The organism is Orrella dioscoreae (assembly GCF_900089455.2).
GTDB classification, from domain to species: domain Bacteria; phylum Pseudomonadota; class Gammaproteobacteria; order Burkholderiales; family Burkholderiaceae_B; genus Orrella; species Orrella dioscoreae.
Window position 1 is genome coordinate 1,147,752 of record NZ_LT907988.1, and the last position, 26,292, is coordinate 1,174,043.

A 26,292-nucleotide genomic window follows, 5' to 3' on the forward strand; every position below is an offset into this window, starting at 1 on the left:
GCTTTTGAATGGGAGCATCGATATGGATACGCGAAACCTCTCGCCCACCGCAAGGCGAGCCACTTCTTCCCCCCTCCGCGCTGGCGGCGTCCCGACCCCTTGCGAGGTGCGTCATGGGTGAATACCGCAAGCTCTGGTTCACGCTGATCGGCGTGCTGATCGTCACCTTCTCGCTGCTGGGCTATTACGGCACCGAGGTCTACCGGGTGGCGCCGCCCATCCCGCAGCAGTTCGTCCAGCAGGACGGCGAGGTCGTCTTCACGCACGACGATGTGCTGGACGGCCAGACGGCCTGGCAATCCGTGGGCGGCATGCAGCTGGGGTCGATCTGGGGGCACGGCGCCTACCAGGCGCCCGACTGGACCGCGGACTGGCTGCATCGTGAGTTGACCGCGTGGCTGGAACTCGCGGCCCAGTCGCGCCACGGCACCACCTATGCGCAACTGCGCGCCGAGGACAGCGCGGTGCTGCAGGCGCAGTTGAAGGCCGAGTACCGCCGCAATACCTGGAATGCCGAGCTGGGCACGGCGCAGGTGTCGCCGCGCCGGGCGCAGGCGATCCGCCAGACCGCGGCTTACTACAGCAGCCTGTTCAGCGATGATCCCGCCCTGCGCGCCACGCGCGACAGCTATGCCATGAAGGAGAACACGCTGCCCAGCGCCGAGCGCCGCGAGCAGATGACCGCTTTCTTCTTCTGGACCGCCTGGGCCGCCGCCACCGAGCGGCCGGGTTCCAAGGCAACCTACACCAACAACTGGCCGCACGAACCGCTGATCGGCAATCGCCCGACAGCGGAAAATGTGATGTGGTCCATCGTGAGCGTCGTCATCATGATGGCGGGCGTGGGGTTGCTGATCTGGGGCTGGGCTTTCCTGCGCAAGGAGGAGGGCGCCCTGCCCGCCGCGCCAGCGCGCGACCCGCTGACCCTGGTGCCGCTCACCCCTTCGCAACGCGCGTTGGGCAAGTACCTGTTCCTGGTGGTGGCGCTGTTCGTCTTCCAGGTGTTCCTGGGCGGGGCGACCGCGCACTACACGGTGGAGGGCCAGCATTTCTATGGCCTGGAGCTGTCGCGCTGGTTCCCGTATTCGCTGCTGCGCACCTGGCACATCCAGGCGGCGCTCTTCTGGATCGCCACGGGCTTCCTGGCCGCGGGCCTGTTCCTGGCGCCGCTCATCAACGGAGGCAAGGATCCGAAGTACCAGAAGCTGGGCGTGAACGTCCTATTCTGGGCGCTGGTGGTGGTCGTGCTGGGTTCCTTCAGCGGCAACTACCTTGCCATCGCGCACATCCTGCCCGCCAACCTGAACTTCTGGCTGGGCCACCAGGGCTATGAGTACGTGGACCTGGGCCGCCTGTGGCAGATCGGCAAGTTCGTGGGCGTGCTGCTGTGGCTGGTGCTGATGGCGCGCGGCATCGTGCCCGCCCTGCGCCGCAAGGGCGGCGACAAGAACCTGCTGGCGCTGCTGACCTCCTCGGTCGTGGCCATCGGGCTCTTCTACGGCGCGGGCCTGGCCTATGGCGAACGCACGCACCTGTCGGTGATGGAGTACTGGCGCTGGTGGGTGGTGCATCTGTGGGTCGAAGGCTTCTTCGAAGTGTTCGCGACCACCGCGCTGGCCTTCATCTTCTCGACCCTGGGCCTGGTGTCCTATCGCATGGCGACGGTCGCCAGCCTGGCGTCCGCCTCGCTCTTCATGCTGGGCGGCGTGCCGGGCACTTTCCATCACCTGTATTTCTCGGGCACGACCACGCCCGTGATGGCGGTGGGCGCGGCCTTCAGCGCGCTGGAAGTGGTGCCGCTGGTGGTGCTGGGCCACGAGGCCTGGGAGAACTGGCGCCTGAAGTTCCGCGCGCCGTGGATGGCGCAGTTGAAGTGGCCGCTGATGTTCTTCGTGGCCGTGGCCTTCTGGAACATGCTGGGCGCGGGCGTCTTCGGCTTCATGATCAACCCGCCGGTCTCGCTCTATTACCTCCAGGGCCTCAACACCACGCCGGTGCATGCCCATGCGGCGCTCTTCGGGGTCTACGGCTTCCTGGCGCTGGGCTTCACCCTGCTGGTGCTGCGCTACGTCCGGCCGCAACTGGTCATGGATGACCGCCTGATGCGGCGCGGCTTCTGGTGGCTGAACATCGGCCTGGCGCTGATGATGTTCACGAGCCTGCTGCCCGTCGGCCTCATCCAGTTCCATGCCAGCGCGAGCGAGGGGATGTGGTACGCGCGCAGCGAAGCCTTCATGCAGCAGCCCATCCTGCAGACCCTGCGCTGGGTTCGCACCTTCGGCGACGTGGTGTTCATCATCGGTGCGCTGTCGGTGGCCTGGCAGGTGATCAGCGGGCTGCGTAGTCCGGCTGCGCCCGTTGCCGCCACGACAGGCGGGGCGACAGCATCGGCCAGCGCCTGCTGCGGCCATTGCGCGGACTGAGTCCTCGATGAAAAAGTGAGCGCTGGCCGGGCGCAAGGGGGGCATCGAATGCGCCCCCGGCGCTTGGCCACGCCAAGGAGAACAGCATGAATCTGGACAAGTTCAAGCGCCAGCATCACGACATCCTGGCGCACATTGCCGCCTTGCGCGACCTGGCCAATGCGGGCGTGGCCCGCAACGCGGAGGACATCGCGCGGCGGATCGTGGCCATGAGCAGTCTCATCAAACTGCATCTGGCGGTCGAGGACCAGGCGCTCTATCCGGCCTTGCAGCGGGGCAGGGACCGGCGGCTGGCCGACATGGGCAGGCAGTACCAGCAGGAGATGGCGTCGATCGCCGCTTCCTACGGCGCCTTCGCCGCGCGCTGGAACACGCCGCGGCGCCTGGCGCTGCACGAGGAAGGTTTCCGCCGCGATGCCAACACGGTGCTGCGGCAGGTGTTCGAGCGCATGCGGCGTGAGGACATGACGTTCTATCCTCGTATCGTCAAGGCGCTGCGCTGGGGGGAGTAGCCCCCCACGCAGCGCCTCCGGCTTGCACGGCTCAGGCCTGGCCTGGTGCGGGCGCCTTGCGGAACACGACGCTGAAGTTGTTCGCCGGCATGTCGATCACGTCTTCCAGCACCAGGCCCCGTGCCTGGGCCAGGTCGCGGACCGCTTCCAGGTCGCGCACGCCGAAAGCGGGATCACGCGCTTTCAGCCATTGGTCAAACGCCTCGTTGCTGGGCGCCGTGTGCGCACCGTGGCGGCGATAGGGGCCGTACAGATACAGCAAGCCGCCTGGACGCAAGGTCCTTGCGGCGCCCGCCAGCAGGGCCGGCGTGGAGGCCCAGGGCGAATAATGGATGACGTTGCAGCAGACGATGGCGTCGGCCGGCTCAACCGGCCACTCGCCGGCGTTGACGTCCAGCAGGCGGGGCGCGCGCAGGTTGGGCAGCCCGGCATGGTCGGCCCAGGCCTGCATCGACGGCAGGGCCGACGGGTCGGCCTCGGTGGGCTGCCAGGTCCAGTTGGGGAATGCCTGTGCGAAGAACACGGCATGCTCGCCCGTGCCGCTGCCGATCTCCAGCGCATGGCCGGCGGACGGCAGGAGACCTTGCAACACGTCCAGGATGGGCTGGCGGTTGCGTTCCGTGGCGGGGGCGTAGCGGCGTAGGTCGGTGTCGGCCATCAGGATCCTCGGCGAGGGAAAGGGCCGCTCGGCGGCAACAGGGACGTTCAGCCCGGCAGGTCGCCCGGCGCATGCTTGCGCAGGACATCCCGCGCGGCTTCGTAGTCGGGCAGGATCTGGCCGACCTCGGCCCAGAAGTCATGGCTGTGGTTCATCTCGCGCAGGTGCGCGAGTTCGTGGGCGATGACGTAATCGATGATGTCGGGCGCGAAATGGATCAGGCGCCAGTTCAGCGAGATGTTGCCGTCGCTGGTGCAGGAGCCCCAGCGCGTGGTGGCCGACGACAGCCGCCAGCGGTTGATGCGCAGGCCGCTGCGGTCCAGGAACACCTTCAGGCGCACGTCGAACCATTGCGCGGCGCGGCGTTGCAGCCAGGCCTGCGCGCTGTCGCGGATGCGCGCGTGATCGGCGTCGGGCGGCAGGGGCAGCCACAGCGTGTCGCCGTCCTGGGGACGCTCGGGGTCGCCCGAGTAGATCGCCTGCATGGCGCGCGGGTTGGCGGGCCGCGCTGCGCCGGCTTCGGCGGCGGGCGGCGTGCCGAGCTGCAACTGGATGCGCCGGCCCAGGTAAGGCAGTTCGCCGCCGGCCTGCCAGCGTGTGTGCGCCAGGGCCAGGCGTTCCTGGCGCGTGTGCCAGTCACGCAGTTTCGACAGGATCCAGCGGGACTTTTCGCGCACGGCCTCGTCCACCTGGGCCAACGTGACCCAGTTCGGCGCGGTCACCCGCAAGCCATCGTCGCCGATCACGAAGCCGATGCTGCGGCGGCGCGAACGCAGCAGCACGTAGCCGATGGCTTGCTGCTCTGTCCCGGTCTCGCGCCAGCGCGCGCCGTCGGGCAGCGACGGCGGACGCGGCGTGGGCACGCGCGAGGCCGGCGTGGCGGAAGGACGGGAAGGGGCCAGCGAAGGCGGCGCAGGCGGTGCGGCGGGCCGGGCAACGGGCGCTGCCGGAGGGCGTGCAGGGGCCGGGGCGACGGGCCTGGACGCCGGCGCGACAGGCGCGGTATCCGGCGCCACCTGCACGGGGGCGCTGGCGGGCGGCGCGGGCACGCGAGGCGCCACCGGCGCCGGCATCACCGGGTCGAACAGATCCAGTTGCACCCGGCCGCCAGGCATCATGTCGCGCGTGGCGCCTGGGCAGGAGGGGGAACGAAAGGGCCGCTGTAGCGTTCCGGGCTCAGGCGGCGCATCTCGGTCTCGATCCACGTCTGCACGCGGGTATTGATCTCTTCAGGCGTGAGGCCCGTGGGATCGATGGCCGGACCGAAAGACAGCGTGACGAGGCCCGGACGCTTCACGAAGGCATTGCGCGGCCAGCACTCGCCGGCGTTGTGGGCCATCGGGATGATGGGCGCGCCGGTGCGGTGCGCGAGCAGCGCGCCGCCCATCTTGTAGCGGCCGGCCTGGCCGACGGGGATGCGGGTGCCTTCCGGGAACAGCAGCGGCCAGCGGCCTTCGGCCAGGCGCTTCGCGCCCAGCGAGGCGACCTGCTCGAAGGCGTCGCGGCCGCGCGCGCGGTCGATGGGGATCATGCGCAGCAGCGCCAGGCCCCAGCCGAAGAAAGGCACGCGGTGCAGTTCGCGCTTGTAGACGAAGCACACCTGGCGGGGGAAGTACCCCGGGAAGTACAGCGTCTCCCAGGCCGACTGGTGCTTGGCCAGGATGATGGCGCCACCCTCGGGCAGGTTCTCCATCCCTTCGACCTTCCAGCGGATGCCGCAGATGACCTTCGCCCCCCACAGCGCCAGGCGCGGCCAGCCCACGGTCAGGCGGTAGCGCGGACCCAGCGGCAGCGGCGCCCACAGGATGCAGGCGAAGGCGTACGGGATGACGGTGACCACGAGGAACACCGCGTACAGGAACGAGCGCAACCCCGCCATCATGCCTCCAGCAACGCGTCGACCACGGCGGCAAGATCGTCGCGGATCTCGGTGCCGGGGGGCAGTTCGGGGCTGGCGGCGGTCTTCTCGCCGTTGCCGGTGCGCACCAGCCATGGGCGGCAACCCGCCTGGACGCTGGCCTGCAGGTCGCGCAGCGAGTCGCCCACGGCGGGCACGCCGTCCAGCGAGACGTCGTAGCGGCGCGCGATGTCGTGGAAGAGCCCGGGCAGCGGCTTGCGGCAGACGCAGCCGTCGTCCGGCCCGTGCGGGCACAGGAAGAAGGCGTCGACCGCGCCGCCCAGCGCCGCCAGCTCCTTGCGCAGCTTGTTGTGCATGGCGGTCAGGGCGGCCATGTCGAACAGGCCGCGGGCGATGCCGGACTGGTTGGAGGCCACGACGACCTTCCAGCCCGCCTGGGACAGGCGCGCGATGGCGGCGAGGCTGCCGGGCAGGGCGATCCATTCGTCCGCGGACTTCACGAAGTCCTTGCGGTCCTGGTTGATGACCCCGTCGCGGTCAAGGATGATGAGCTTCACTGGGCAAGCCTGGAAATGTCGGCAACCTGGTTCATCAGGCGGTGCAGCCGCGCCAGCAGCGCGAGCCGGTTGGCGCGCACGTCGGGGTCATCGGCCATGACCATGACGTCGGCGAAGAACGCGTCGACCGCGCCACGGGCTTGCGCCAGCGTGCTGAGCGCGGCGCCGAAGTCACCGGCGGCCAGGCAGGCATCGGCTTGCGGCTGCAGCGTGTCGACGGCTTCGGCCAGCGAGCGTTCGGCGGCTTCCACGTAGCGCGACGCGTCGGGGTCGCCCGGCTCGCCTTCGGCCTTCTTCAGCAGGTTGCCGATGCGCTTGTTGGCGGCGGCCAGGCTGGCCGCCTCGGGCAGGGCCAGGAAGGACACCACGGCGCGCACGCGCGCGGCCACCTGGTGCAGCGGCGGCTGCAGGGCGATCACGGCGTCGACGGCGCTGCGGTCGAACTCGCCGGCCAGCTGGTTGCGCACGCGCTCATAGATGAAATCCCGCACTTCGGTCAGCACTGCCGGGGCGACGCGGCCTTCGCCGAAGCCGGCGGCGGCTTGCGCCAGCAGGTCGCTCAGCGTCAGCGGGCCGTTCTCGGCGGCCTTCAGCCAGCCGCCCGCGGCCAGTTGCTCGAACGCGCTGATGATGCCTTGCGCGGCGCGGCGCAGGCCGAAGGGGTCGCGTTCGCCGGTGGGGGCCTGGCCGATGCTCCAGATGCCCACCAGGGTCTCGGCGCGCTCGGCCAGGAACAGCACGGCGGCGGTCAGGCCGTCGCGGTCCACGGGGGCGTCCAGGCGGATGCGGTATTGCTCGCGCAACGCGCGCACCACCTCCGGCGATTCGCCGTCGCCCGTCGCGTAGTAGGCGCCGATGACGCCTTGCAGCTCGGGGAATTCGCCCACCATCAGCGTGCTGAGGTCGGCCTTGGCCAGCTCGGCGGCGCGGTCCGCCTGCCGGGCGTCGCCGCCCAGCGTGGTGGCGGCGAAGCGCGCCAGGGCGCGCACGCGCTCGACGCGCTCGAGCTGGCTGCCCAGCTTGTTGTGATAGACGATGCTGCCCAGCTGCGCGTTGCGGCTGGCCAGCGGCGTCTTGCGATCGGTCTGGAAGAAGAACTCGGCATCGGCCAGGCGCGGGCGCACCACGCGCTGGTTGCCTTCGATGATGTTGTGCGGGTCCTTGGTGCTCATGTTGCTGACGATGAGGAAGCGATGCGTCAGCTTGCCGCTGGCCGGGTCGAACAGCGGGAAGTACTTCTGGTTCAACCGCATGGTCAGGATCAGGCATTCCTGCGGCACGGCCAGGAAGCGTTCCTCGAACTCGCCGGCGTACACCGTGGGCCATTCGACCAGCGCGGTGACCTCGTCCAGCAGCGACTCGACCTCGGGATCGGTGCCCAGCGAGCCGCCCAGGCGCGCGGCCTGGGTCTGCAGCTGGGCCTCGATGGTGGCGCGGCGCGTGTCGAAGGCGACGATGACGTGGCCTTCCTCGGCCAGCAACTGGGCGTAGTCGCCGGCGGCGGCCAGGTCGAACGCGTGCTTGGACAGGAAGCGGTGGCCGCGCAGCGTGCGGCCGGCGGTCAGGCCCAGGGCGGTGACCGGCACGATGTCGGTGTCATGCAGCGCGACCAGGCCGTGGGCCGGGCGCACGAAGCGCACGGTGGTGTGCCCATCGTCCAGCTGGTAGCGCATGACCTTGGGGATGGGCAGGGCGGCCAGCGAGGCGTCCAGCGCCTGCTGCAGGCCTTCGGCCAGCGCGATGCCGGGCGCCGTGCCGCGCGCGACCAGGTAGTCCTGCTTGCCGTCGGATTCGCGCGCGAGCGTGGCGAGGTCGATGTCGGCCAGGCCCTTGGCGGCCAGCTTCTTCACGAGCGCGGGGGTGGCGGTGCCGTCGGCGGCCAGGCCGATCTGCGCGGGCATGAGCTTCTCGGCGTAGGTCTGCTCGGGCGCCTGGGCGCGCACCTGCGAGAACAGGGCGGCCAGGCGGCGCGGCGTGGCGTAAGGCGTGACGTCGCAGTTCTCGGCCAGCAAACCGTTGGCGGCCAGGCTGGCGCGCAGGCCCTCGGCGAAGGCCTGGCCCAGCTTGCGCAAGGCCTTGGGCGGAAGCTCTTCGGTGAAGAGCTCGATCAGCAGGGGGCGGATGTCCTGGGCGCTCATTGTGCGGCCTCCACGTCTTGGCGGCTTGCCATGGGGAAGCCCAGCTTTTCGCGTGAATCGTAATAGGCCTGTGCGACGGCGCGCGACAGGTTGCGGATGCGGCCGATGTAGGCGGCACGCTCGGTCACGCTGATCGCGCCGCGCGCGTCCAGCATGTTGAAGGTGTGGGCGGCCTTGAGCGTCGCTTCATAGGCCGGCAGGGCCAGCGGCACTTCCATCAGGCGCTTGGCCTCGGCTTCGTAGTCGTTGAAATGGGCAAACAGCATGGGCGCCGAGGCATGTTCGAAGTTGTAGGTGGACTGTTCCACTTCGTTCTGGTGGAACACGTCGCGATACAGGACGGGCGCGCCGCCGGGGCCGCCTTCCGTCCAGACGAGGTCATAGACGCTTTCCACGCCCTGCAGGTACATCGCCAGGCGTTCGAGGCCGTAGGTGATCTCGCCGGTGGTCAGGCTGCAATCCAGGCCGCCGACCTGCTGGAAGTAGGTGAACTGGGTGACTTCCATGCCGTTCAGCCAGACTTCCCAGCCCAGGCCCCAGGCGCCCAGCGTCGGGTTTTCCCAGTCGTCCTCGACGAAGCGGATGTCGTGCTCGGCCGGGTCGATGCCCAGCGCCTGCAGCGAACCGATGTACAGGTCCAGGATGTCGGTGGGCGCGGGCTTGAGCACCACCTGGTACTGGTAGTAGTGCTGCAGGCGGTTGGGGTTCTCGCCGTAGCGGCCGTCCTTGGGGCGGCGCGAGGGCTGCACGTAGGCCGCGCGCCAGGGTTCGGGGCCGATGGCGCGCAGGAACGTGGCGGTATGCGAGGTGCCTGCGCCCACTTCCATGTCGTAGGGTTGCAGCAGGGCGCAGCCTTGCTGGTCCCAATACTGCTGTAGCCGGAGGATGATTTGCTGGAAAGTGAGCATGGGTTGGACGTGCCGGGTTGAGGCCTGGCCGTTGGAGTCTGCCGGGTGGATGCTTGCGGACCGCTCCCGGCTCCGGAAGAGGAGGCGGGGCGAGGGTAACGTTCGATTTTAGCGTGGCTGGCGCGGACTGGGGCGCGGGGGCCGCCCGGGCCCGCCCGGGGGGCGATGTCCCGGGGCATTCGCGCCGCGGCCGCGCCCGCCGTATGATTGCCGACTTGCGTCAGCCGCCCGCCGTCCTCGCGCGGGCTCCGCCCCCCTTTCCTTTCACTTCCACAGCGATACGCCATGTCCGTGACCATCAAGGAAGATGACCTGATCCAGTCGATCGCCGACGCGGTCCAGTTCATCAGCTACTACCATCCCGTCGACTACATCCGCCACCTGGCGCGCGCCTACGAGCGCGAGGAAAGCCCCGCCGCGCGCGACGCGATGGCGCAGATCCTCACCAACTCGCGCCTGTGCGCCGAAGGCCGCCGCCCGCTCTGCCAGGACACCGGCATCGTCAACGTGTTCCTGAAGGTCGGCATGAACGTGCGCTTCGAGTCCTGTAGGAGCTTGCAGGCGCTCTGCGACGAAGGCGTTCGCCAGGGCTACCTGAATCCGGACAATCCGCTGCGTGCCTCGGTGCTGGACGATCCGCTGTTCGCCCGCCGCAACACCCGCGACAACACGCCCTGTATCGTCAACGTCGAACTGGTGCCCGGCGACACCGTCGACGTGCAGGTGGCCGCCAAGGGCGGCGGTTCCGAGAACAAGTCCAAGTTCGTCATGCTCAACCCCAGCGATTCGCTGGTGGACTGGGTGCTCAAGACCGTCCCGACCATGGGCGCGGGCTGGTGCCCCCCGGGCATGCTCGGCATCGGCGTCGGCGGCACCGCCGAGAAGGCCATGCTGATGGCCAAGCAATCGCTGATGGAAGACCTGGACATGCACGAGCTGCTGGCCCGCGGCCCGCAGAACAAGCTGGAAGAACTGCGCATCGAACTCTATGAAAAGGTCAACGCGCTGGGCATCGGTGCGCAGGGCCTGGGCGGCCTGACGACCGTGCTGGACGTCAAGATCCACACCTTCCCCACGCACGCGGCCTCCAAGCCCGTGGCCATGATCCCCAACTGCGCCGCGACCCGCCACGCGCATTTCGTGCTGGACGGCTCGGGCCCCGCCCGCCTGGATCCGCCCGCGCTGTCCGAGTGGCCGGACGTGCACTGGGCGCCCGACTACAACAAGTCCGAGCAGGTCAACCTGGACACGCTCACGCGCGAACAGGTCGCCAGCTGGCAGCCGGGCCAGACCCTGCTGCTGTCGGGCAAGATGCTGACGGGCCGCGATGCCGCGCACAAGCGCATCCAGGACATGCTGGCGCGCGGCGAGTCGCTGCCGGTGGACTTCGCCAACCGCGTCATCTACTACGTCGGCCCGGTCGATCCGGTGCGCGACGAAGTGGTCGGCCCGGCCGGCCCCACCACCGCCACCCGCATGGACAAGTTCACGGACATGATGCTGGCCCAGACCGGTCTCATCGCCATGATTGGCAAGTCCGAGCGCGGTCCCGTCGCCATCGAGGCGATCCGCAAGCACGGCTCGGCCTACCTCATGGCCGTGGGCGGCGCGGCCTACCTGGTCTCCAAGGCCATCCGCGGCGCGCGCGTCGTGGCCTTCGAGGACCTGGGCATGGAAGCCATCTACGAGTTCGAGGTCAAGGACATGCCGGTGACGGTCGCGGTCGACGCGCAAGGCGTGTCGGTCCACAACACCGGCCCGCGCACCTGGCAGGCGAAGATCGGCAAGATCCCGGTGGCGGCTGAGTAGGTTCGCTGCCTATCTGTTGGAATGACTTGGGCGGGCCTTCGGGCCCGCCTTTTTCATGGCATTGCTTGCGGCGCGGTTCCTGTACAAGAGGGGGGTAAGCAGAATCCGGCGCCTCGCCTCCGACAGAAAGGAAGACTTTCGTGTTTCGCAATCTGAAGATATCGACCACCCTGCTGGGTGTGGTCGTGGTGTTTTTCGTGTTTCAACTGCTGCTGGGCGGCCTGGGCTACGTCGCCCTGGATCGCGTCGGCGCCGATGTGCGTGAGCTGCATCGCAACTCCGTGGTGGAAGGCAATGCCGTCAGCGCGGCGTCGCTGTCCCTGGTGGCCGCGCGTACCGATTTCAGCCGTTATGCCACGCGTGTCACGCAAGGCAATGCCGGCGACAAGACCGCGCTGAACACCGCGCTGGCCCACGTGGCCGAAGCGGGCCGGCACTTCGCCCGCTTCGAGGCGGCGCTGACCGCGGGTGATCGCGCCAGCTCGGTGACGGCGGCCTATGTCCAGGCGTACCGCCAATACGAAACCAACCTGAACAACGTGGCGCGCGTGCTGGAAGCAGGCGACATGGCGGCCTACCTGAAGCAGGGCACCCAGGGCGTCCAGGAAACCTACATGAAGGCGCAGAGCGCATTCATGGCCTCGTCGGACGCGATCGGCGGGGCCGCGCTGGAAGGCATCACGGACATGACGGCGCTGTTCTCGCTGGTGCTGGCAGGCGTGCTGGCCGCGGGCCTGGCGCTGGCGGTGGGCGTCTTCGTGATGATCCGCCGCATCATCGTGCAGCCCCTGCACGACGTGGGGGAACTGTTCAAGCGGATCGCGGCGGGCAACCTGGCCAATCGCGTGCCCGATGGCGGCACGAACGAAATCGGTGCATTGCTGGTTGCGCTCAAGACCATGCAGGAAGGCCTGGTGACGACGGTGCGGCAGGTGCGCCAGGGCGTCGAGGAAATCCACGTCGGCACGCGCGAGATCTCGGCCGGCAACACCGACCTGTCCGCCCGCACCGAGCAGCAGGCGGCCTCGCTGGAGGAAACGGCGGCGAGCATGGAAGAGCTGGCCTCGGCGGTCAAGCAGAACAACGACAGCGCGCGCCAGGCCAGCGACATGGCGACGCAGACATCCCAGGTGGTCGAGCGCGGCCATGCCGCCGTGGGCGGCGTGGTCGACACCATGCAGGCCATCGCGCAAAGCTCCTCGCGCATCGGCGAGATCGTGGGCGTGATCGACAGCATCGCCTTCCAGACCAACATCCTGGCGCTGAACGCGGCGGTCGAGGCCGCGCGCGCAGGCGAGCAGGGCAAGGGTTTCGCCGTGGTGGCCTCGGAAGTCCGCTCGCTGGCGCAACGCAGCGCGGGCGCCGCGCGCGAGATCAAGGACCTGATCGAGGACTCCAGCGCCAAGGTGGACCACGGCGCGCGCCAGGTGGACAGCGCCGGTGCCACCATGGGCGAGATCCTGGACGCGGTGCGCCGCGTCACCAGCATCATGAGCGAGATTTCCATGGCCACGCAGGAGCAGGCCAGCGGCATCGATCAGGTGAACCTGGCGGTATCGCAGATGGACAGCGTGACGCAGCAGAACGCCGCCTTGGTGGAAGAGGCCGCGGCCGCTGCCGGTTCGCTGGCGTCGCAGGCCAATCGCCTGCGCGAGGCGGTGGCGGTGTTCCGCCTGCCCGAGTCGGTGGTGATCGATACGGCGCCGCCGGCCTTGGGTGCCCGGCACCCCGGGCATGCGCGCCAGGCGCTCAGTTCGGCAGCGGCGTGATCGCCTGCTCGCCGCAAGCCGCCAGCCAATCGTCCAGCCCGCGGCCCTGCAGCCGCAGGCCGGGCGCCAGGTCACGCAGCGGCAGCAGCACGAAGGCGCGGCCGGTCATGCGCGGGTGGGGCAGCACGAGACGCTCGGTGTCCAGCGACACGTCGTCGTAGCAGAGCAGGTCCAGGTCCAGCGTGCGCGGCGCATTGCGATAGGGGCGTTCGCGCCCGTGCGCCAGTTCGATGCCCTGCAGCAGCGCCAGCAGGTCCAGCGGCGCCAGCGTCGTTTGCAGGCGCGCCGCGGCGTTGATGAAGTCGGGGCCCGTGGCATCCACGGGGGCGCTGCGGTAGAAGGGCGAGGCCTCGCAGGCCTGTACGCCTGGGTTGGCAGCGAGTTCGGCCAGCGCGGCGCGCAGGGCGCCGGCGGCATCGCCCAGATTGGCGCCCAGGCCGATATAGGCGATGTGCGTGCCGGCCAGCGTCATTCGCCGGCTGGCGCCGCGCCACCTTGCGGCTTGCGGCGCGGACGGCGGCGGCGCTTGCGGGCGGCGCCCGTGCCTTCCTCGCGCGGCTCGTTGGCCAGCGCCTCGATCATCGCGGCGCGCGAGGCGTCGTCGTTGTCAGCCAGGTCCATCCACCACTGGGCCAGCACGCTGTCGAACTGGCCGGCGGCGGCGCGCAGTTGCAGGAAGTCCACGGCCGCGCGGAAGCGCGGCTGCTCGATCATGCGCCAGATCGTCTTGCCCAGGCGGCGCTCGAAGCGCGGCTGCATGAACCAGATCTCGCGCATATCGGCGGCATAACGGCGCTGGATGGCCAGCTTCTCGGTCTGTTCGTCCAGCACCGAGTCGGCGGCCTGCGTCAGCGCGGGAATGGTGTGCTCGCCCTGTTCCAGCAACTGCTTCCAGCGCACGTCCACCAACTGCCACAGCAGCGCGGCGAACAGGAAGCTGGGGCTCACGCTCTTGCCGCTGCGCACGCGCACGTCGGTGCGCTCCAGCGCCAGTTCGACGAAACGCTCGCCGCCGGGCTGCTCCAGCACCACGTCCAGCAGCGGCAGCAGGCCGCGATGCAGGCCCACTTCACGCAGTTGGCGCAGGCAATCCATGGCGTGGCCACAGGTCAGCAGCTTCAGCATTTCGTCGAAGAGGCGCGAAGCGGGCACGTTGCCCAGCAGGTCGGCCATCGGGCGGATGGGCGACAGCGTCTCGGGGTGGATCTGGCCGTTGAGCTTGGCCGAGAAGCGCACGGCGCGCAGCATGCGCACGGGGTCTTCGCGGTAACGGGTCTGCGGATCGCCGATCATGCGCACCACGCGCTTCTTCAGGTCGTCCACGCCGTGACAGTAGTCGATGACCTCTTCCGTCAGCGGATCGTAGTACAGCGCGTTGATCGTGAAGTCGCGGCGGATGGCGTCCTGTTCCTGGGTGCCGAACTCGTTGTCGCTCAGGATGCGGCCGTGCTCGTCGGTCTTCTGCGTGGCGGCGGCCGGCGCGCGGAAGGTCGATGTCTCGATGACCTCCTGTCCGAACACCACGTGCACCAGCTGGAAGCGACGGCCGATGATGCGGGCGCGGCGGAACAGCGGGCGGGTCTGCTCCGGCGTGGCGTTGGTGGCGACGTCGAAGTCCTTGGGTTCCAGGCCGACGATCAGGTCGCGCACCGCGCCGCCCACGATATAGCCTTCGTAGCCATGCTGGCGCAACACCTCGCAGACCTTGATCGCGTGGCGCGAGACGTTGCGGCGGTCGATGCCGTGGCGGTCGCGGGCGATGCGTTGGGGGCCGCTGGCCGTGGGGCGCAGCAGGCGCGAGACGAAACGCTTGATGGTGTCGGTAATCATCAGGACTTCAGGTCTTCCAGTTCGCTGAACAGGTCCAGCACGGTCCAGCCGCGCGACAGCGCGATCTCGCGCAGGGCGGGCGAGGGGTTGGCGGCCACCGGATGCGTGACCACCTCGAGCAGCGGCAGGTCATTGACCGAGTCGCTGTAGAAATAGCTGGTCTCGAAGGCGTCCAGGCGCGTGCCCAGGGTCTCGAGCCAGGCGGCGACGCGCGTCACCTTGCCTTCCTTGAAGCTGGGCGTGCCGTCGATGCGGCCGGTGTAGCGGCCGTTCACGAACTGCGGTTCGGTCCCGATCAGCGTGGGCACGCCGAAGGCGCGCGCGATCGGGGCAGTGACGAAGGTATTGGTGGCCGTGACGATGGCGACCAGGTCGCCCGCGGCCAGATGCTGGTCCACCAGCGCCAGCGCCTGGGGCTGGATGGCTGGGCGCACGACCTCGGCCATGAAGGATTCGTGCCAGGTGGCCAGGTCGAAGGGCGTGTGCGCGGCAAGCAGGCCAAGCATGAACTCGGCCGCCTGCTCGGCGGTGAGCCGTCCTTCGTTGTAGCGCACCATCAGGTCTTCGTTGCGCTGGCGCGCCACCTGCGGATCGCCCGCGCGTCCCGTGCGGGCCAGGTAGTCGGCCCACTGGTAATCGCTGTCCAGGGGCAGCAGCGTGTGGTCCAGGTCGAACAGGGCAATCCGGGCGGGAAGGGTGGTCATTGAGGTCGGTTGGCTTCTTGGTCTGCCAGCATGGCGCGCAGCAGCGGAATGGTGATGGCGCGGCCGGATGCCAGGGAATAACGGTCCAGGGCGTCCAGCAGCGTGGCGAGCCGGCGCATGTCGCGCTCGTAGCGGGTCAGGATCCAGTTCAGGACTTCCGGGGCCAACTGCAGGCCCCGGTCACCGGCCTGCAGCGTCAATGCGGCCAGCTTGTCGGTATCGGACAGCAACGCCAGGCGGAAGACCAGGTCCCAGCCCAGCCGGGTGCGCAGGTCTTCGCGCAAGGGCATGTTCATCGGCGCGCGGTCGCCAGCGACAGCCAGCGCGAAAGCGCGGCCCGAAGCGGCCGATTCGCGCCAGCGATTGTACAGGGCAAAGAGCGCCGCCTGGGCTTCCTCGCCCAGCAGGTGCACGTCGTCCACCGCGATCAGCCGGGGCGGCTGCTGGGCGTCGGGCGCGTCGCGCAAGGCTTGCGGATCGGCGTCGGCGCCGAAATAGCGCGCCTGCGGCAAGGCCGCCAGCGCACGCAGCAGGTGGCTGCGGCCGCTGCCCGCCGGCCCCCAGAAATAGGCGGCATGTCCCGGCGCCAGCGCGCGCGCGCCGGCCAGCGCCTCGTCGTTGGGTCCGGGAATGAAGTTGGAAAACGACGGCGCCGGTTCGGGCAGCACGTCCAGGAGCAATTGGCGATTCATGCGTGGCGGGACCGCGCCATCCGGCGTCCGGCCCCCGTCGGACCCCCGCCAGGGCTGCATTTCGCAGGGCCCGCGTGGGTTAAAAGGTAGGTCATCGTAAAATACGTCCAGCGGACGCAGATTTCTCGTCCAAAACTTCGCGATTGTTACATACCCCACGGCTTTTCTCATGACAAATCCTCACTCGGCTCCCCTGACCTACCGCGACGCTGGCGTCGACATCGACGCAGGCGACGCGCTGGTCGATCGCATCAAGCCCTTGGCCGCCAAGACCATGCGCGAAGGGGTGATGGCTGGCATCGGCGGTTTCGGCGCGCTTTTCGAAGTGCCCAGGAAATACCGCGAGCCCGTGCTGGTCTCCGGCACCGACGGCGTGGGCACCAAGCTCAAGCTGGCCTTCGAGTGGAACCGCCATGACACGGTCGGCATCGACCTGGTCGCCATGAGCGTCAACGACATCCTGGTGCAGGGCGCCGAGCCGCTCTTCTTCCTGGACTACTTCGCCTGCGGCAAGCTGTCGGTCGACACGGCCGCCAGCGTCGTGGGCGGCATCGCCCGCGGCTGCGAACTGGCCGGCTGCGCGCTGATCGGCGGCGAAACCGCCGAAATGCCCGGCATGTACCCCGATGGCGAATACGACCTGGCGGGCTTCGCCGTGGGCGCGGTGGAAAAGTCGACGATCATCGACGGCAAGACCATCGTGCCGGGCGACGTGGTGCTGGGCCTGGCTTCCAGCGGCGCGCATTCCAACGGCTATTCGCTGCTGCGCAAGATCATCGCGCGCGCCGGCGCCCGTCCCGAGCAGGATTTCCACGGCAAGCCGCTGGTGGAAACCGTGATGGCGCCCACCCGCATCTACGTCAAGCAGGTGCTGGCTGCCTTGGCCGCCCACGGCACGGCCATCAAGGGCCTGGCGCACATCACCGGCGGCGGTTTGCTGGACAACGTGCCGCGCATCCTGCAGCCCGGCCTGCAGGCCCGCCTGCATCGCGATGCCTGGCAGATGCCCGAGCTGTTCTCGTGGCTGCAGCGCGAAGGCGGGGTGGCCGACGAGGAAATGCACCGCGTCTTCAACTGCGGCATCGGCATGGTCGTCGTGGTGCCGGCCGCCCAGGCCGACGCCGTGGCGCAAACCCTGCTTTCGCAAGGTGAAACGGTCAGCGTGCTGGGCGAGATCGTCGAGCAGGGCAAGGACGCCCCGCAGACCATCGTCGTCTAAGCGCTGCCGGGGCTGGCCGCCAACCCGGCGCCGGTCTTGGTCCGCTGTCCCGGCATTCCACAGGCCCGCCGCAAGGCGGGCCTGCCGCTTTCCGGCGGCCCGCCTTGCGCATCGGGCATTCGCGGCGCAGAATCGGCGGTAGATCCCAGACCTGGAAGACAGGAGCCCGACATGCGTATCCTGATCCTGGGGGGCACCGGTTTCATCGGACGTCATCTCGTCGCTCGCCTGTCCGCCGCCGGCCATGTCCTCACCCTTCCCACCCGCCGCCTGGCGCACGGACGCGACCTGCTGGTGCATCCAACCGCCACCGTGCTGGAAGCCGACATCCACGACGAGGCCGTCATCGAGCAACTGCTGCCCGGGCATGACGCCGTCATCAACCTGGTCGGCATCCTGCACAGCCAGCGCGGCAAGCCCTATGGCGCCGACTTCGAGCGCGTGCACGTCCTGCTGCCGCGGCGCGTGGCCTACGCCTGCCGCACGCACGGCATCGGACGTTTCCTGCATCTCAGCGCACTGGGGGCGTCGCCCTCCGGTCCCAGCATGTACCTGCGCTCCAAGGGCGATGGCGAGACCGCCATCCGCGCGGCCTTCCAGTCGCCCGGCGCAGGCAGCTTCACGCTGATGCGCCCGTCGGTGGTGTTCGGCCCGGACGACAATTTCCTGAATCTCTTCGGCCGCCTGGCGCGCTGGTTTCCCGTGCTGCCGGTGGGCGGCGCGAAGGCCCGCATGCAGCCGGTGTATGTCGAAGACCTGGTGCTGGCCATGCAGGCCGCCTTGACCTTGCCAGCCGCGGCCGATGCCACGTACGAGGTCGTGGGGCCGCATGTGTATACGCTGGGGGAACTGGTGTCGCTGGCGGCCGCCGCGGCGGGCCATCCTCGGCCGGTCATCGCCTTGCCGGATGCGCTGGCCCGTGTGCAGGCGATGTTCTTCGAATGCCTGCCGGGCGATCCGCTGGTGTCGCGCGACAACCTGGATTCGCTGACGGTGGACAACGTGGCCACGCGGCCGCTCAGCACGGAGCTGGGCGTGGTGCCCACGCCGCTGGAGGCGGTATTGGCGCAGGCGGTTCGGCGCAAGGGCGAGGTCGAGCGGCGGGCCAGGTAGGCCCGCATGTCCTGGCGCGTCAGCGCACCAGCGACTTCAGCGCCAGGCGGATGCCTTCCGACACGTCCACGCCTTCGGGCAGGGCCTTGAGCGCCGCGCTCGATTCGCGGTCGGAATAGCCCAGCGCCATGAGCGCGTTCAGGATGTCCGACTGGCTGTCGGGCACGGCCGGCGCCGCGGCGCCCAGGTCGGCGCCCAGCTTGCCACGCATTTCCAGCAGCAGGCGTTCGGCGGTCTTCTTGCCGATGCCGGGCACGCGGATGAGCCTGGCCGATTCCTGCAGCGTGATGGCCTGGGCCAGGTCGGCGACCGTCAGGCCGGACAGCACCGCCAGCGCGATGCGCGCGCCGATGCCGCTGACCTTGATCAGCTCGCGGAACGCGGCGCGTTCCTGGGCGCTGGCAAAGCCATAGAGCACATGCGCGTCTTCGCGCACGGCCAGGTGGGTGTAGAGCGTCACGCGCGCGCCGGTTTCGGGCAGGGCGTAGAGGGTGCTCATGGGCACGTCGATGTCGTAACCCACGCCGTTCACGTCCACGCACAGCGTGGGCGGCGATTTTTCCAGCAGCGTGCCGGTGATGCGTCCGATCATGATAGGGCGATGAGACGGCCGCGGCGCATGCGCGCGCGGCCAGGGGTTGCAAGGGCGCCGAGACCGCCCAGGCGGTCGGCCAGCGGTGCGGCGTGGGCGTGGCAGATCGCGCAGGCCAGCGCGTCGGCCGAGTCGGGCGCGGGGCGTCCGTCCAGCGACAGCAGGTGCTGCACCATCGCCTGCACCTGTTCCTTGGCGGCGCGGCCGGTGCCCACCACCGATTTCTTGATCTGCAGCGCGGTGTACTCGTGCACCTCCAGCCCCGAGTCGGCCAGCGCGCACAGCGCCGCGCCGCGCGCCTGGCCCAGCAGCAGTGTGCTGGCGGGGTTGGTGTTCAGGAACACCTTTTCCATGGCGGCGACGTCGGGCCGGGTATCGCCCGCGACTTCACGCAGGTTGTCGAGGATGACCTTCAGGCGCTGCGACAGGCCGAGGTTGGCGGGCACGACCACCGTGCCGCTTGCCACGTAGCGCAGCCGTTCGCCCACGGCATCGACCACGCCGAAGCCGGTGCGGCGCAGGCCGGGATCGATGCCGAGGATGCGCATGGCGGCGGGGCGGCGCTGTGGCGTCTCAGTGGCGGAAGTGACGGGTGCCGGTCAGCACCATCGCGATGCCGCGCTCGTCGGCGGCGGCGATCACTTCGTCGTCACGCACGCTGCCGCCCGGCTGGATGACGCAGGTCGCGCCCGCGTCGCACACCACGTCCAGGCCGTCGCGGAAGGGGAAGAAGGCGTCCGATGCCACGGCCGAGCCCTGCAGCGTCAGGCCGGCGTTCTCGGCCTTGATCGAGGCGATGCGCGCCGAGTCGATGCGGCTCATCTGGCCCGCGCCCACGCCCATCGTCATGCCGTCGGCCACGAACACGATGGCGTTGGACTTCACGAACTTGGCGACCTTCCAGGCGAACTGCAGGTCCTTGAACTGCTGCTCGGTGGGGGCCTTCTTGGTGACGATCTTCAGGTCGGAGACCGGCACGTCATGCGCGTCCGGGCTCTGGACCAGCCAGCCGCCGCCCACGCGCTTGACGTCGAGCGGGTTCTGGCCCGTGCCGGCCGGCACCTCCAGCACGCGCACGTTCTTCTTGGCGGCCAGGATGGCCAGGGCCGCGCCGTCATAGGCGGGGGCCAGCAGCACTTCCATGAACTGGCCGCTGACGGCCTCGGCGGTGGCCGCGTCCACCGGACGGTTGAAGGCGATGATGCCGCCGAAGGCCGAGGTCGGGTCGGTCTTGAAGGCCTTCTCGTAGGCGGCCAGCGTGCCTTCTGCCACGGCCACGCCGCAGGGGTTGGCGTGCTTGACGATCACGCAGGCGGGCGCCTCGAAGCTGCGCACGCATTCCCAGGCGGCATCGGCGTCGGCGATGTTGTTGTAGGACAGTTCCTTGCCCTGCAACTGGCGGTAGTTGCCCAGCAGGCCGGCGGCGCGGTGCGCGTCGGTGTAGAACGCGGCGCTCTGGTGCGGGTTCTCGCCGTAGCGCAGCGCCTGCGCCTGGTTCATCTGCAGCGTCAGCACGCGCGGCCACGGGTTGCGGGCGGGCGCGGCGTCCTGGGCGGGCGCGGCCTCGGCCAGGCTGCTCAGGTAGGCGGCGATGGCGCCGTCATAGGCGGCGGTGTGGGCGTAGACCTTGGCGGCCAGCTCCAGGCGCAGGGCGTACGACGGGGCGCCGGCGGGGCTGTCCATGTCGGCCAGCACGCGGCTGTAGTCGGAGGGGTCGATCACGACGGCCACGCCGCCGGCTTCCGTGCCGTGGTTCTTGGCGGCCGCGCGCAGCATGGCCGGGCCGCCGATGTCGATGTTCTCCACCGCGTCGGCGAAGGTGCAGCCGGGCTTGGCCACGGTTTCGCGGAAGGGGTAGAGGTTGACCACCAGCAGGTCGATGCGGTCGATGCCCTGTTCCTTCAGCGTCTGCATGTGCTCGGCGCTGTCGCGGCGGGCCAGCAGGCCGCCGTGGATGCGCGGATGCAGCGTCTTCACGCGGCCGTCCAGGATCTCGGGCGAACCCGTGTGGGCGGCGACTTCGGTGACGGGCAGGCCGGCTTCGGCCAGCAGCTTGGCGGTGCCGCCGGTCGACAGCAGGCGCACGCCGCGCACGTTCAGGGCGCGCGCGAATTCGACGATGCCGGTCTTGTCGGACACGGAGAGCAGGGCGGTTTCAGGTTTCATCGGGGCAGGGAAGGGAAGGAATGGAAAAGGGGCGAGGGGCGTTCAGGCGCGGATGTTGTGAGCCAGCAGCTTCTTGCGCAGCGTGTTGCGGGTGATGCCCAGCATTTCGGAGGCGCGCGACTGGTTGCCGCCCGAGCGCTCCATGGCCACTTCAAGCACGGGGCGCTCGACGCAGCGCATCACCATTTCCCACATGTCGTGGGGCTCGGCGTCGCCGAGGTCTTCGAAATACCGTGCCAGGCTATCGCGCACGCAGTCTTCCAGAACGTCTTTCTTGCTCATGTATCGAATCGGAGGTGGGGGACTGAAAAATGAAATGGCTGGCGGCCGCTCAGGCCGCCAGGGAATACGCGGCGTCAGGCGCGTCGTGCTGCTGCATCAGCCGCCCGAACCAGTCGGCGACGGCTTGATGCTGTTCGCGGGTGGATTCCAGGCGGTTCATGACATCGCAGAACGCCTGGGCCCCGGGCAGGCCGGCGACGTACCAGCCGATATGCTTGCGCGCCGTGCGCACGCCGGTGATCTCGCCATAGAAATGGTAGTGATCGTCCAGGTGCGCCAGCAGCAAGCTGCGCATTTCGCCGTAGCTGGGCGGCGGCAGGCGTTCGCCCGTGCGCAGGTAATGGTCTGTCTCGCGGAAGAGCCAGGGTCGGCCCTGCGCGGCGCGGCCCAGCATGACCGCGTCGGCGCCAGTGTAGTCCAGGACGGCGCGGGCCTTTTCCGGACTGTCGATGTCGCCATTGGCCACGACCGGGATCGACAACGCCGCCTTGACCTCGCGGATGGTGTCGTATTCGGCGTGGCCGGTATACAGGTCGGCCCGGGTGCGGCCATGCAGGATCAGCGCCGAAATGCCGATGTCCTCGGCCATGCGTGCCACGCGCAGCGCGTTGCGGTGTTCGGGGTCCCAGCCGGTGCGGGTCTTCAGCGTGACGGGGATGCCCAGCGGGCGGCAGGCGTCGACGACGGCCTGCACGATGCGGCCCACCAGCGGTTCGTCGCGCAGCAGTGCCGAGCCGGAAGCGGCCTTGCAGACCTTCTTGACCGGACAACCCATGTTGATGTCGATGATCTGCGCGCCGCGCTGGACGTTGAAGACGGCGGCCTCGGCCATCATGGCCGGGTCGGCGCCGGCGATCTGGACCGCGATGGGGTCGATTTCGCCGCGGTGATCCAGCCGGCGCGAGGTTTTCACGCTGTCCCAGAGCTGGGGGTTGCTGGCGGCCATTTCCGACACGGCGTAGCCCGCCCCCAGCTTCTTGCAAAGCTGGCGGAAAGGGCGATCCGTCACGCCCGCCATGGGGGCGACGAATACATTGTTGGGGAGGGTCCAGGGGCCGAGGCGCATCGGCGGATTTTAACCCCCCGATGACCGGGAGGCCCTGCCGCGCGCCCGGGCCTTGCCTGGCGGGCCTTTCAGGCCCGCAGGCCCTGCAGCAGGTGGCGTGCCAGGGGCGCGCGCAGCGGCGCCGCCAGGTCCAGGCCCAGCAAGGCCAGGCCGCAGGCGTGCTCGACGGCGGGCAGGCCGGTGGCGAACACCCGGGGCAGGAAGTCGGTGACGCCCGCCGTGGCGCGGCGGTCCGGCTGGCGGGCCTGGGCGTATTGCGCCAGCAAGGGGGCGGGATCGGTGTCGGCCTGCCGCAGCCAGCCGGCCAGCGACAGCGCAAGCCGTGCCGCGTCGCGCAGGCCCAGGTTCAAGCCTTGCCCGGCGACCGGGTGCAGCGTCTGCGCGGCGTTGCCGATGGCCGCCGTGCGGCCTTCCGCCAGCGCGGGACGCAGGCGCAGGGCCAGCGGGAAGACGCCGTCCGGGCGCTGGGCGGACAGGCGGCCCAGGCGGGTGCCGAAAGCCGCGTTCAACGCACGCGAGAACTCGGCCTCGTCCATGGCCTGCAACTGGCGGGCGCGTTCGGGGCGGCAGCACCACACCACGGAATGGACGTCGGGGCCGGCGGGGTGGGGCAGCAGGGCGAGCGGGCCTTCCCGGGTGAAGCGCTCCCAGGCCCAGCCCGCGCGCGGCAGGCTGGCGCGCGCCAGGGTCAGCACGGCGTGCTGGTCGTAATCGCGCGGGGCGGCGTCGCCAGGCGTGCCGTCGGCCTGCACGGCCACGGCGCAGGACCAGGCGCGTCCGGCCTGTTCGATGGTGGCGCCCTGGGCGTCATGGCGCGCCAGGCGCGCCTGGCCGTCCTCGATGACCTGCACGCCGCTTTTCGCGACGGCCTCGGCCAGCGCCTGGTGCAGCGCGCTGTAGCCCGCGACGCTGCCCAGGCGGGGCACGCCGTAGTCGTCATGCCGGATGAGGGTGCGGCCCAGGCGGCCGCGCTGCGACACGTGCACCGTGCGGATCTCGGCCGCCACGCGGGGCCAGGCGCCCAGCGACGCCAGCAGCACCTGGCTGCCATGGTTCATGGCCAGCGAGCGCGGGTCGGCGGCATGGCCGGCGCCGCGCAGCGGGGCGCGGAACAGGGCGATGCGGTCGGGCCGCGGGGCGGTGCGCGCCAGCAGCAGCGCCAGCGCGCTGCCGGCCGGGCCGCCGCCGAGGATGGCGATGTCGTGGTCGGGCAGGCTCATGCCGGGCATTCTACCCGCGGGCGGGCGGCCGTCCGCTTGCGTTGCCGCAGAGGAAGGGGGCAATCCGGATTGCGGGAAAGCCCCGTCCTGCCGTACGCTGCGGGTCGCTTGCCACCCGACTGTCACATTTCTCCCTTTCCCGCCATGCATGTCATCGACGTGACGCCGATCAATCCCCGGCCCGCCGCGCCGCGCGCGCGCCACTTCCGGCACAAGCTGGTGGCTGGGCTGTTGGCCACCTTCCTGGGGTTCCTGGGCGCGCATGCCTGGTACATGGGGCGCCGCCGCCCCTGGCTCATCACCGGTTATTCGCTGATCCTGCTGGCGCTGTCCACGCAGGCCGATAGCTGGTGGGACAACCCCGCCTTCTTCCTGCTGCTGATCCCCGCGGTGGACGGTTTCATCAGCTCGGCCATTTATTGCCTGACGCCGGACGAGGCCTTCGATCAACGCTACAACAGCGGCCAGGCGCGCGTGTCCCGCTCGGGGCTGGGCCCGATCTTCCTGGCCATCGCCAATCTGCTGATCGCCACCATCGTGACGCTGTCGGGCGTGGCGACCATCGTCCTCTACATCTGGACGGCCGTGGGCTGGCTGGACGGCTACGTGCTCTGAGCATGACGGGCCGCTGTTGCGCGGACGCCATTTTCCGCAAGTTGGGCGTAAAAACCCCGCTAAAAGCTTGTATTTGAAGGAAAATCGGCCTAAGATCGAGGCTCTTCAATTTCGGAGCTGCTCTGTGAGCACTGGCAACAGCGCTGGACACGCCGCCACTGACGGCGACAGTAGTCGATCCCGCATCGGCTACGCTGCCTGACAGGATTCACGCAGAGCACCGCCTGCCGCATCCTGTCCTGCAGGGTGTGGCATACCACCAACGGTTTTCCTGGATTCGCTTCATCGGCGCACATCCAGCCCTTCCGGACCGCTGGTGCATTCCACCCAATCCGTTCCACGCGACCCTTCCATTCGGAAAGGCCTGGTCACGCGTCCCGCGCGTTCCCGGCTCGACGACTGGGAGCAAGTCGCGGCTGAGCCTGCTTACGACGTTCCGTGCTGCAACAGGAGGTCGATATGCGTCTTTTCGAACTGTTCCTTCGCCGTGCCGGCGTGTCCCGCGCGACCGCGCAAGGCCAACGCCGCGCCGTGTCGCGCTTGACGGTCGAGTGTCCGCAAGCCTCGGTGGGCAGCCTGCGCAAGCAGATCTACCTGGATTTCCAGGCGGCCGGCCTGGACGTGGCGCACATGGAAGTCGACCGCGGCGAGACCGCCGGCATGGCGGCGGCCTGCGTCACCGTGCGCTGCGAGCCCGGCCAGCGCCGCGACCTGATGTCGCAGGCGCGCCGCCTGAGCGCGCATCCCGACGTGCGCCGCGTGCAATGGGGCGACACGCGCCAGCCGCGCGAGCACGCCTGACCAAGCCCGGCCTGGCAAGCGGGGCTCGGGTTTACACCTGATTCAGCGCAAGGCCGGGCCAACTAGGCTCGTCTACAATCCAGAAGCCCCGCGCCGCGTGTGCCGGGGCTTTTTTTCCTTCTATCGGCACCCTCGGGCATGGACTGGATCGGCTGGCTGGTTCCCTGGGAGTTCTCTCCCACCCTGATCGCCGCCTTCGTGCTGGCGGGCGTGCTATTCCTGCGCGGCCAGCGCGTGCACCGGGTCAATGGCGCGCGCCAGGCCCTGTTCTGGGCCGGCATGGTGCTGCTCTACCTGTCGCTGCACACCCGGGTCGACTATTACGCCGAGCGGATGTTCTTCATCCACCGCATCCAGCACCTGGTGCTGCATCACCTGGGGCCGCTGGTGCTCATGGCCGCCTACCCCGGTTCGGTCATGCGGGCAGGCCTGCCGCTGGCCTGGCGCAACCGGCTCATGAGATTCCGCCGCACGCTGGCGGGGCGCATCCTGGAAGGGGTGCTGACCAATCCCATCTTCGTGCCGGCGCTGTTCGTCTTCCTGGTGCTGATCTGGCTGCTGCCGTCGGTGCAGTTCTATTCGATGCTGGACTGGCGCCTGTACCGCCTGATGAACTGGTCCGTGGTCATCAGCGGCTTCATGTACTGGAACCTGATCCTGGACCGCCGGCCCAGTCCGCCCGCGGCCATGTCGCCGGGCGGGCGCGTGATCTCGCCCATCGTGACCATGGCGCCGCAGATGGTCGCGGGGGCGGTCATCGCCTTCACCGAGCGCGACATCTATCCCTTGTTCGAATTGTGCGGCCGGGCCATGGCCATGTCGGCGCAGACCGACCAGAGCATCGGCGGCCTCACCATGTGGATTCCCGCTGCCATGACCGAGGTCATCGGCCTGCTGGTGGCGCTGCGCACACTGATGCGCCTGTCGTCCAAGGGGCGTTGGGGGGCGCCGCCCCTCGCGCGGCCCGCCCCTCGGTCGGCCACCGGCTGAGTCCGCCCCGCCTTCAGTTCGAGGCCAGCGGCAGCCAGGCCGAGAGATCCGCTACTTCCTTCCCGTCCTTGTCTTGCGCGGGGGCCGCGTCGCCAGCCCCGGACGCGACCTGGCCTGATGCCCGCGAGTCCGGCGCTTGCCCCGCCGGATGCCAGTCGACGCCGCGCGAGCTGGCATGCGCAAGCAAGGCGTCCAGGACGGCGCGAGCCCGCGGCGGGCCTTGTTCCGGTCCCCATGCGGCCAGCAGCGCATCAAGGGCATCGCGCCAATCCTGCGCCTCGTCGACGTCCGGCGTGCCGGGGGAGCCTGTCTCCCGCCGGGGGCTTGGGCGTGCGTGGGTCTGCATCGCGGGTCCTCCTTGTCTGGCGCG

Annotated in this window: 26 protein-coding genes; 9 read left to right on the forward strand and 17 right to left on the reverse strand. The window is 69.4% G+C overall.

All coding sequences use genetic code 11. The features are described from left to right. Positions 1-113: 113 nt before the first annotated feature. Both ODI_RS05165 and ODI_RS05170 read left to right on the forward strand, forming a co-directional pair. Positions 114-2,423, forward strand: coding sequence for a nitric-oxide reductase large subunit (locus tag ODI_RS05165; protein WP_067755340.1), 2,310 nt, complete (start codon positions 114-116; stop codon positions 2,421-2,423). An 86-nt stretch (positions 2,424-2,509) separates the two neighbouring features. Beyond that, positions 2,510-2,935 (forward strand): hemerythrin domain-containing protein, encoded by a 426-nt coding sequence (locus ODI_RS05170; protein WP_067755333.1) that lies wholly within the window; start codon positions 2,510-2,512, stop codon positions 2,933-2,935. 31 nt (positions 2,936-2,966) lie between these two features. Here ODI_RS05170 and ODI_RS05175 read toward each other — a convergent pair whose 3' ends face one another. From ODI_RS05175 to glyQ, 6 genes are read right to left on the reverse strand one after another with little or no spacing between them, the layout of a single operon-like run. Next, positions 2,967-3,593: a DUF938 domain-containing protein gene (locus ODI_RS05175; RefSeq protein ID WP_067755331.1), complete on the reverse strand. Its 627-nt coding sequence runs from the start codon at positions 3,591-3,593 to the stop codon at positions 2,967-2,969. A 47-nt stretch (positions 3,594-3,640) separates the two neighbouring features. After that, positions 3,641-4,711, reverse strand: coding sequence for a M48 family metallopeptidase (locus ODI_RS05180; protein ID WP_082985360.1), 1,071 nt, complete (start codon positions 4,709-4,711; stop codon positions 3,641-3,643). Next, entirely contained in the window at positions 4,708-5,472 is a 765-nt protein-coding gene (locus tag ODI_RS05185; RefSeq protein ID WP_067755329.1) for a lysophospholipid acyltransferase family protein, read from the reverse strand. The genes ODI_RS05180 and ODI_RS05185 overlap by 4 nt, the downstream gene beginning before the upstream one ends. Continuing rightward, complete coding sequence (gmhB, locus tag ODI_RS05190) at positions 5,472-6,008, reverse strand: D-glycero-beta-D-manno-heptose 1,7-bisphosphate 7-phosphatase (protein WP_067755327.1); 537 nt, start codon at positions 6,006-6,008, stop codon at positions 5,472-5,474. Before gmhB ends, ODI_RS05185 begins: the two co-directional genes overlap by 1 nt. Then, complete coding sequence (gene glyS / locus ODI_RS05195) at positions 6,005-8,146, reverse strand: glycine--tRNA ligase subunit beta (protein WP_067755325.1); 2,142 nt, start codon at positions 8,144-8,146, stop codon at positions 6,005-6,007. Before glyS ends, gmhB begins: the two co-directional genes overlap by 4 nt. Next, complete coding sequence (glyQ, locus tag ODI_RS05200; RefSeq protein ID WP_067755323.1) at positions 8,143-9,054, reverse strand: glycine--tRNA ligase subunit alpha; 912 nt, start codon at positions 9,052-9,054, stop codon at positions 8,143-8,145. Before glyQ ends, glyS begins: the two co-directional genes overlap by 4 nt. 285 nt (positions 9,055-9,339) lie before the next feature. Here glyQ and ODI_RS05205 point away from each other — a divergent pair, with 285 nt between their 5' ends. Together ODI_RS05205 and ODI_RS22610 are read left to right on the forward strand one after the other, a co-directional pair. After that, positions 9,340-10,863: a fumarate hydratase gene (locus ODI_RS05205; protein ID WP_067755321.1), complete on the forward strand. Its 1,524-nt coding sequence runs from the start codon at positions 9,340-9,342 to the stop codon at positions 10,861-10,863. 140 nt (positions 10,864-11,003) lie between these two features. Further along, positions 11,004-12,632, forward strand: coding sequence for a methyl-accepting chemotaxis protein (locus ODI_RS22610; protein ID WP_067755319.1), 1,629 nt, complete (start codon positions 11,004-11,006; stop codon positions 12,630-12,632). Here the strand turns inward: ODI_RS22610 and folK are convergent. From folK to hda, 4 genes are read right to left on the reverse strand one after another with little or no spacing between them, the layout of a single operon-like run. Then, entirely contained in the window at positions 12,613-13,104 is a 492-nt protein-coding gene (folK, locus tag ODI_RS05215) for a 2-amino-4-hydroxy-6-hydroxymethyldihydropteridine diphosphokinase (RefSeq protein ID WP_067755316.1), read from the reverse strand. The genes ODI_RS22610 and folK overlap by 20 nt on opposite strands. Further along, positions 13,101-14,462, reverse strand: a complete 1,362-nt coding sequence (gene pcnB / locus ODI_RS05220; protein WP_067755313.1) for a polynucleotide adenylyltransferase PcnB — start codon at positions 14,460-14,462, stop codon at positions 13,101-13,103. The genes folK and pcnB overlap by 4 nt, the downstream gene beginning before the upstream one ends. After that, positions 14,462-15,166: an HAD family hydrolase gene (locus ODI_RS05225; protein WP_067755310.1), complete on the reverse strand. Its 705-nt coding sequence runs from the start codon at positions 15,164-15,166 to the stop codon at positions 14,462-14,464. The genes pcnB and ODI_RS05225 overlap by 1 nt, the downstream gene beginning before the upstream one ends. Next, positions 15,163-15,858, reverse strand: a complete 696-nt coding sequence (gene hda / locus ODI_RS05230) for a DnaA regulatory inactivator Hda (RefSeq protein WP_067755307.1) — start codon at positions 15,856-15,858, stop codon at positions 15,163-15,165. The genes ODI_RS05225 and hda overlap by 4 nt, the downstream gene beginning before the upstream one ends. Before the next feature lie 169 nt (positions 15,859-16,027). Between hda and purM the strand changes: the two genes are divergently transcribed. Both purM and ODI_RS05240 read left to right on the forward strand, forming a co-directional pair. Further along, a complete protein-coding gene (gene purM, locus ODI_RS05235; protein WP_067755304.1) occupies positions 16,028-17,077 on the forward strand; it encodes a phosphoribosylformylglycinamidine cyclo-ligase in 1,050 nt (349 codons plus the stop codon). A 171-nt stretch (positions 17,078-17,248) separates the two neighbouring features. Next, positions 17,249-18,190, forward strand: a complete 942-nt coding sequence (locus ODI_RS05240) for a complex I NDUFA9 subunit family protein (protein WP_067755301.1) — start codon at positions 17,249-17,251, stop codon at positions 18,188-18,190. A gap of 19 nt (positions 18,191-18,209) precedes the next feature. On the opposite strand, the gene ruvA is transcribed toward ODI_RS05240, so the two are convergent. The 6 genes from ruvA to ODI_RS05270 all read right to left on the reverse strand — a co-directional run bounded on the left by ruvA (position 18,210) and on the right by ODI_RS05270 (position 23,525). After that, positions 18,210-18,782: a Holliday junction branch migration protein RuvA gene (ruvA, locus tag ODI_RS05245; protein WP_067755297.1), complete on the reverse strand. Its 573-nt coding sequence runs from the start codon at positions 18,780-18,782 to the stop codon at positions 18,210-18,212. After that, complete coding sequence (gene ruvC / locus ODI_RS05250; RefSeq protein ID WP_067755294.1) at positions 18,779-19,330, reverse strand: crossover junction endodeoxyribonuclease RuvC; 552 nt, start codon at positions 19,328-19,330, stop codon at positions 18,779-18,781. The genes ruvA and ruvC overlap by 4 nt, the downstream gene beginning before the upstream one ends. Before the next feature lie 25 nt (positions 19,331-19,355). Then, entirely contained in the window at positions 19,356-20,948 is a 1,593-nt protein-coding gene (gene purH, locus ODI_RS05255) for a bifunctional phosphoribosylaminoimidazolecarboxamide formyltransferase/IMP cyclohydrolase (RefSeq protein WP_067755291.1), read from the reverse strand. A 42-nt stretch (positions 20,949-20,990) separates the two neighbouring features. Then, positions 20,991-21,230 (reverse strand): helix-turn-helix domain-containing protein, encoded by a 240-nt coding sequence (locus tag ODI_RS05260; protein ID WP_067755288.1) that lies wholly within the window; start codon positions 21,228-21,230, stop codon positions 20,991-20,993. Between the two features lie 49 nt (positions 21,231-21,279). Continuing rightward, positions 21,280-22,296, reverse strand: coding sequence for a tRNA dihydrouridine synthase DusB (dusB, locus tag ODI_RS05265; protein WP_067755285.1), 1,017 nt, complete (start codon positions 22,294-22,296; stop codon positions 21,280-21,282). Positions 22,297-22,364: 68 nt separating this feature from the next. Next, the gene (locus tag ODI_RS05270) at positions 22,365-23,525 is read right to left on the reverse strand and encodes an FAD-dependent monooxygenase (RefSeq protein ID WP_098020843.1); all 1,161 of its coding nucleotides are present in this window, start codon (positions 23,523-23,525) and stop codon (positions 22,365-22,367) included. Between the two features lie 135 nt (positions 23,526-23,660). On the opposite strand from ODI_RS05270, the gene ODI_RS05275 reads away from it, so the two are divergent. From ODI_RS05275 to ODI_RS05285, 3 genes are all read left to right on the forward strand, one after another. After that, positions 23,661-24,131: a TM2 domain-containing protein gene (locus ODI_RS05275; protein WP_098020844.1), complete on the forward strand. Its 471-nt coding sequence runs from the start codon at positions 23,661-23,663 to the stop codon at positions 24,129-24,131. Positions 24,132-24,590: 459 nt separating this feature from the next. Continuing rightward, entirely contained in the window at positions 24,591-24,932 is a 342-nt protein-coding gene (locus ODI_RS05280) for a hypothetical protein (protein WP_067755282.1), read from the forward strand. 138 nt (positions 24,933-25,070) lie between these two features. Next, positions 25,071-25,922 (forward strand): cytochrome c oxidase assembly protein, encoded by an 852-nt coding sequence (locus ODI_RS05285; protein ID WP_067755279.1) that lies wholly within the window; start codon positions 25,071-25,073, stop codon positions 25,920-25,922. 13 nt (positions 25,923-25,935) lie between these two features. On the opposite strand, the gene ODI_RS05290 is transcribed toward ODI_RS05285, so the two are convergent. Then, positions 25,936-26,268 carry a hypothetical protein gene (locus tag ODI_RS05290; protein ID WP_067755276.1) on the reverse strand — a complete coding sequence of 111 codons (333 nt, stop codon included), beginning with the start codon at positions 26,266-26,268 and terminating at the stop codon, positions 25,936-25,938. Positions 26,269-26,292 lie beyond the last annotated feature (24 nt).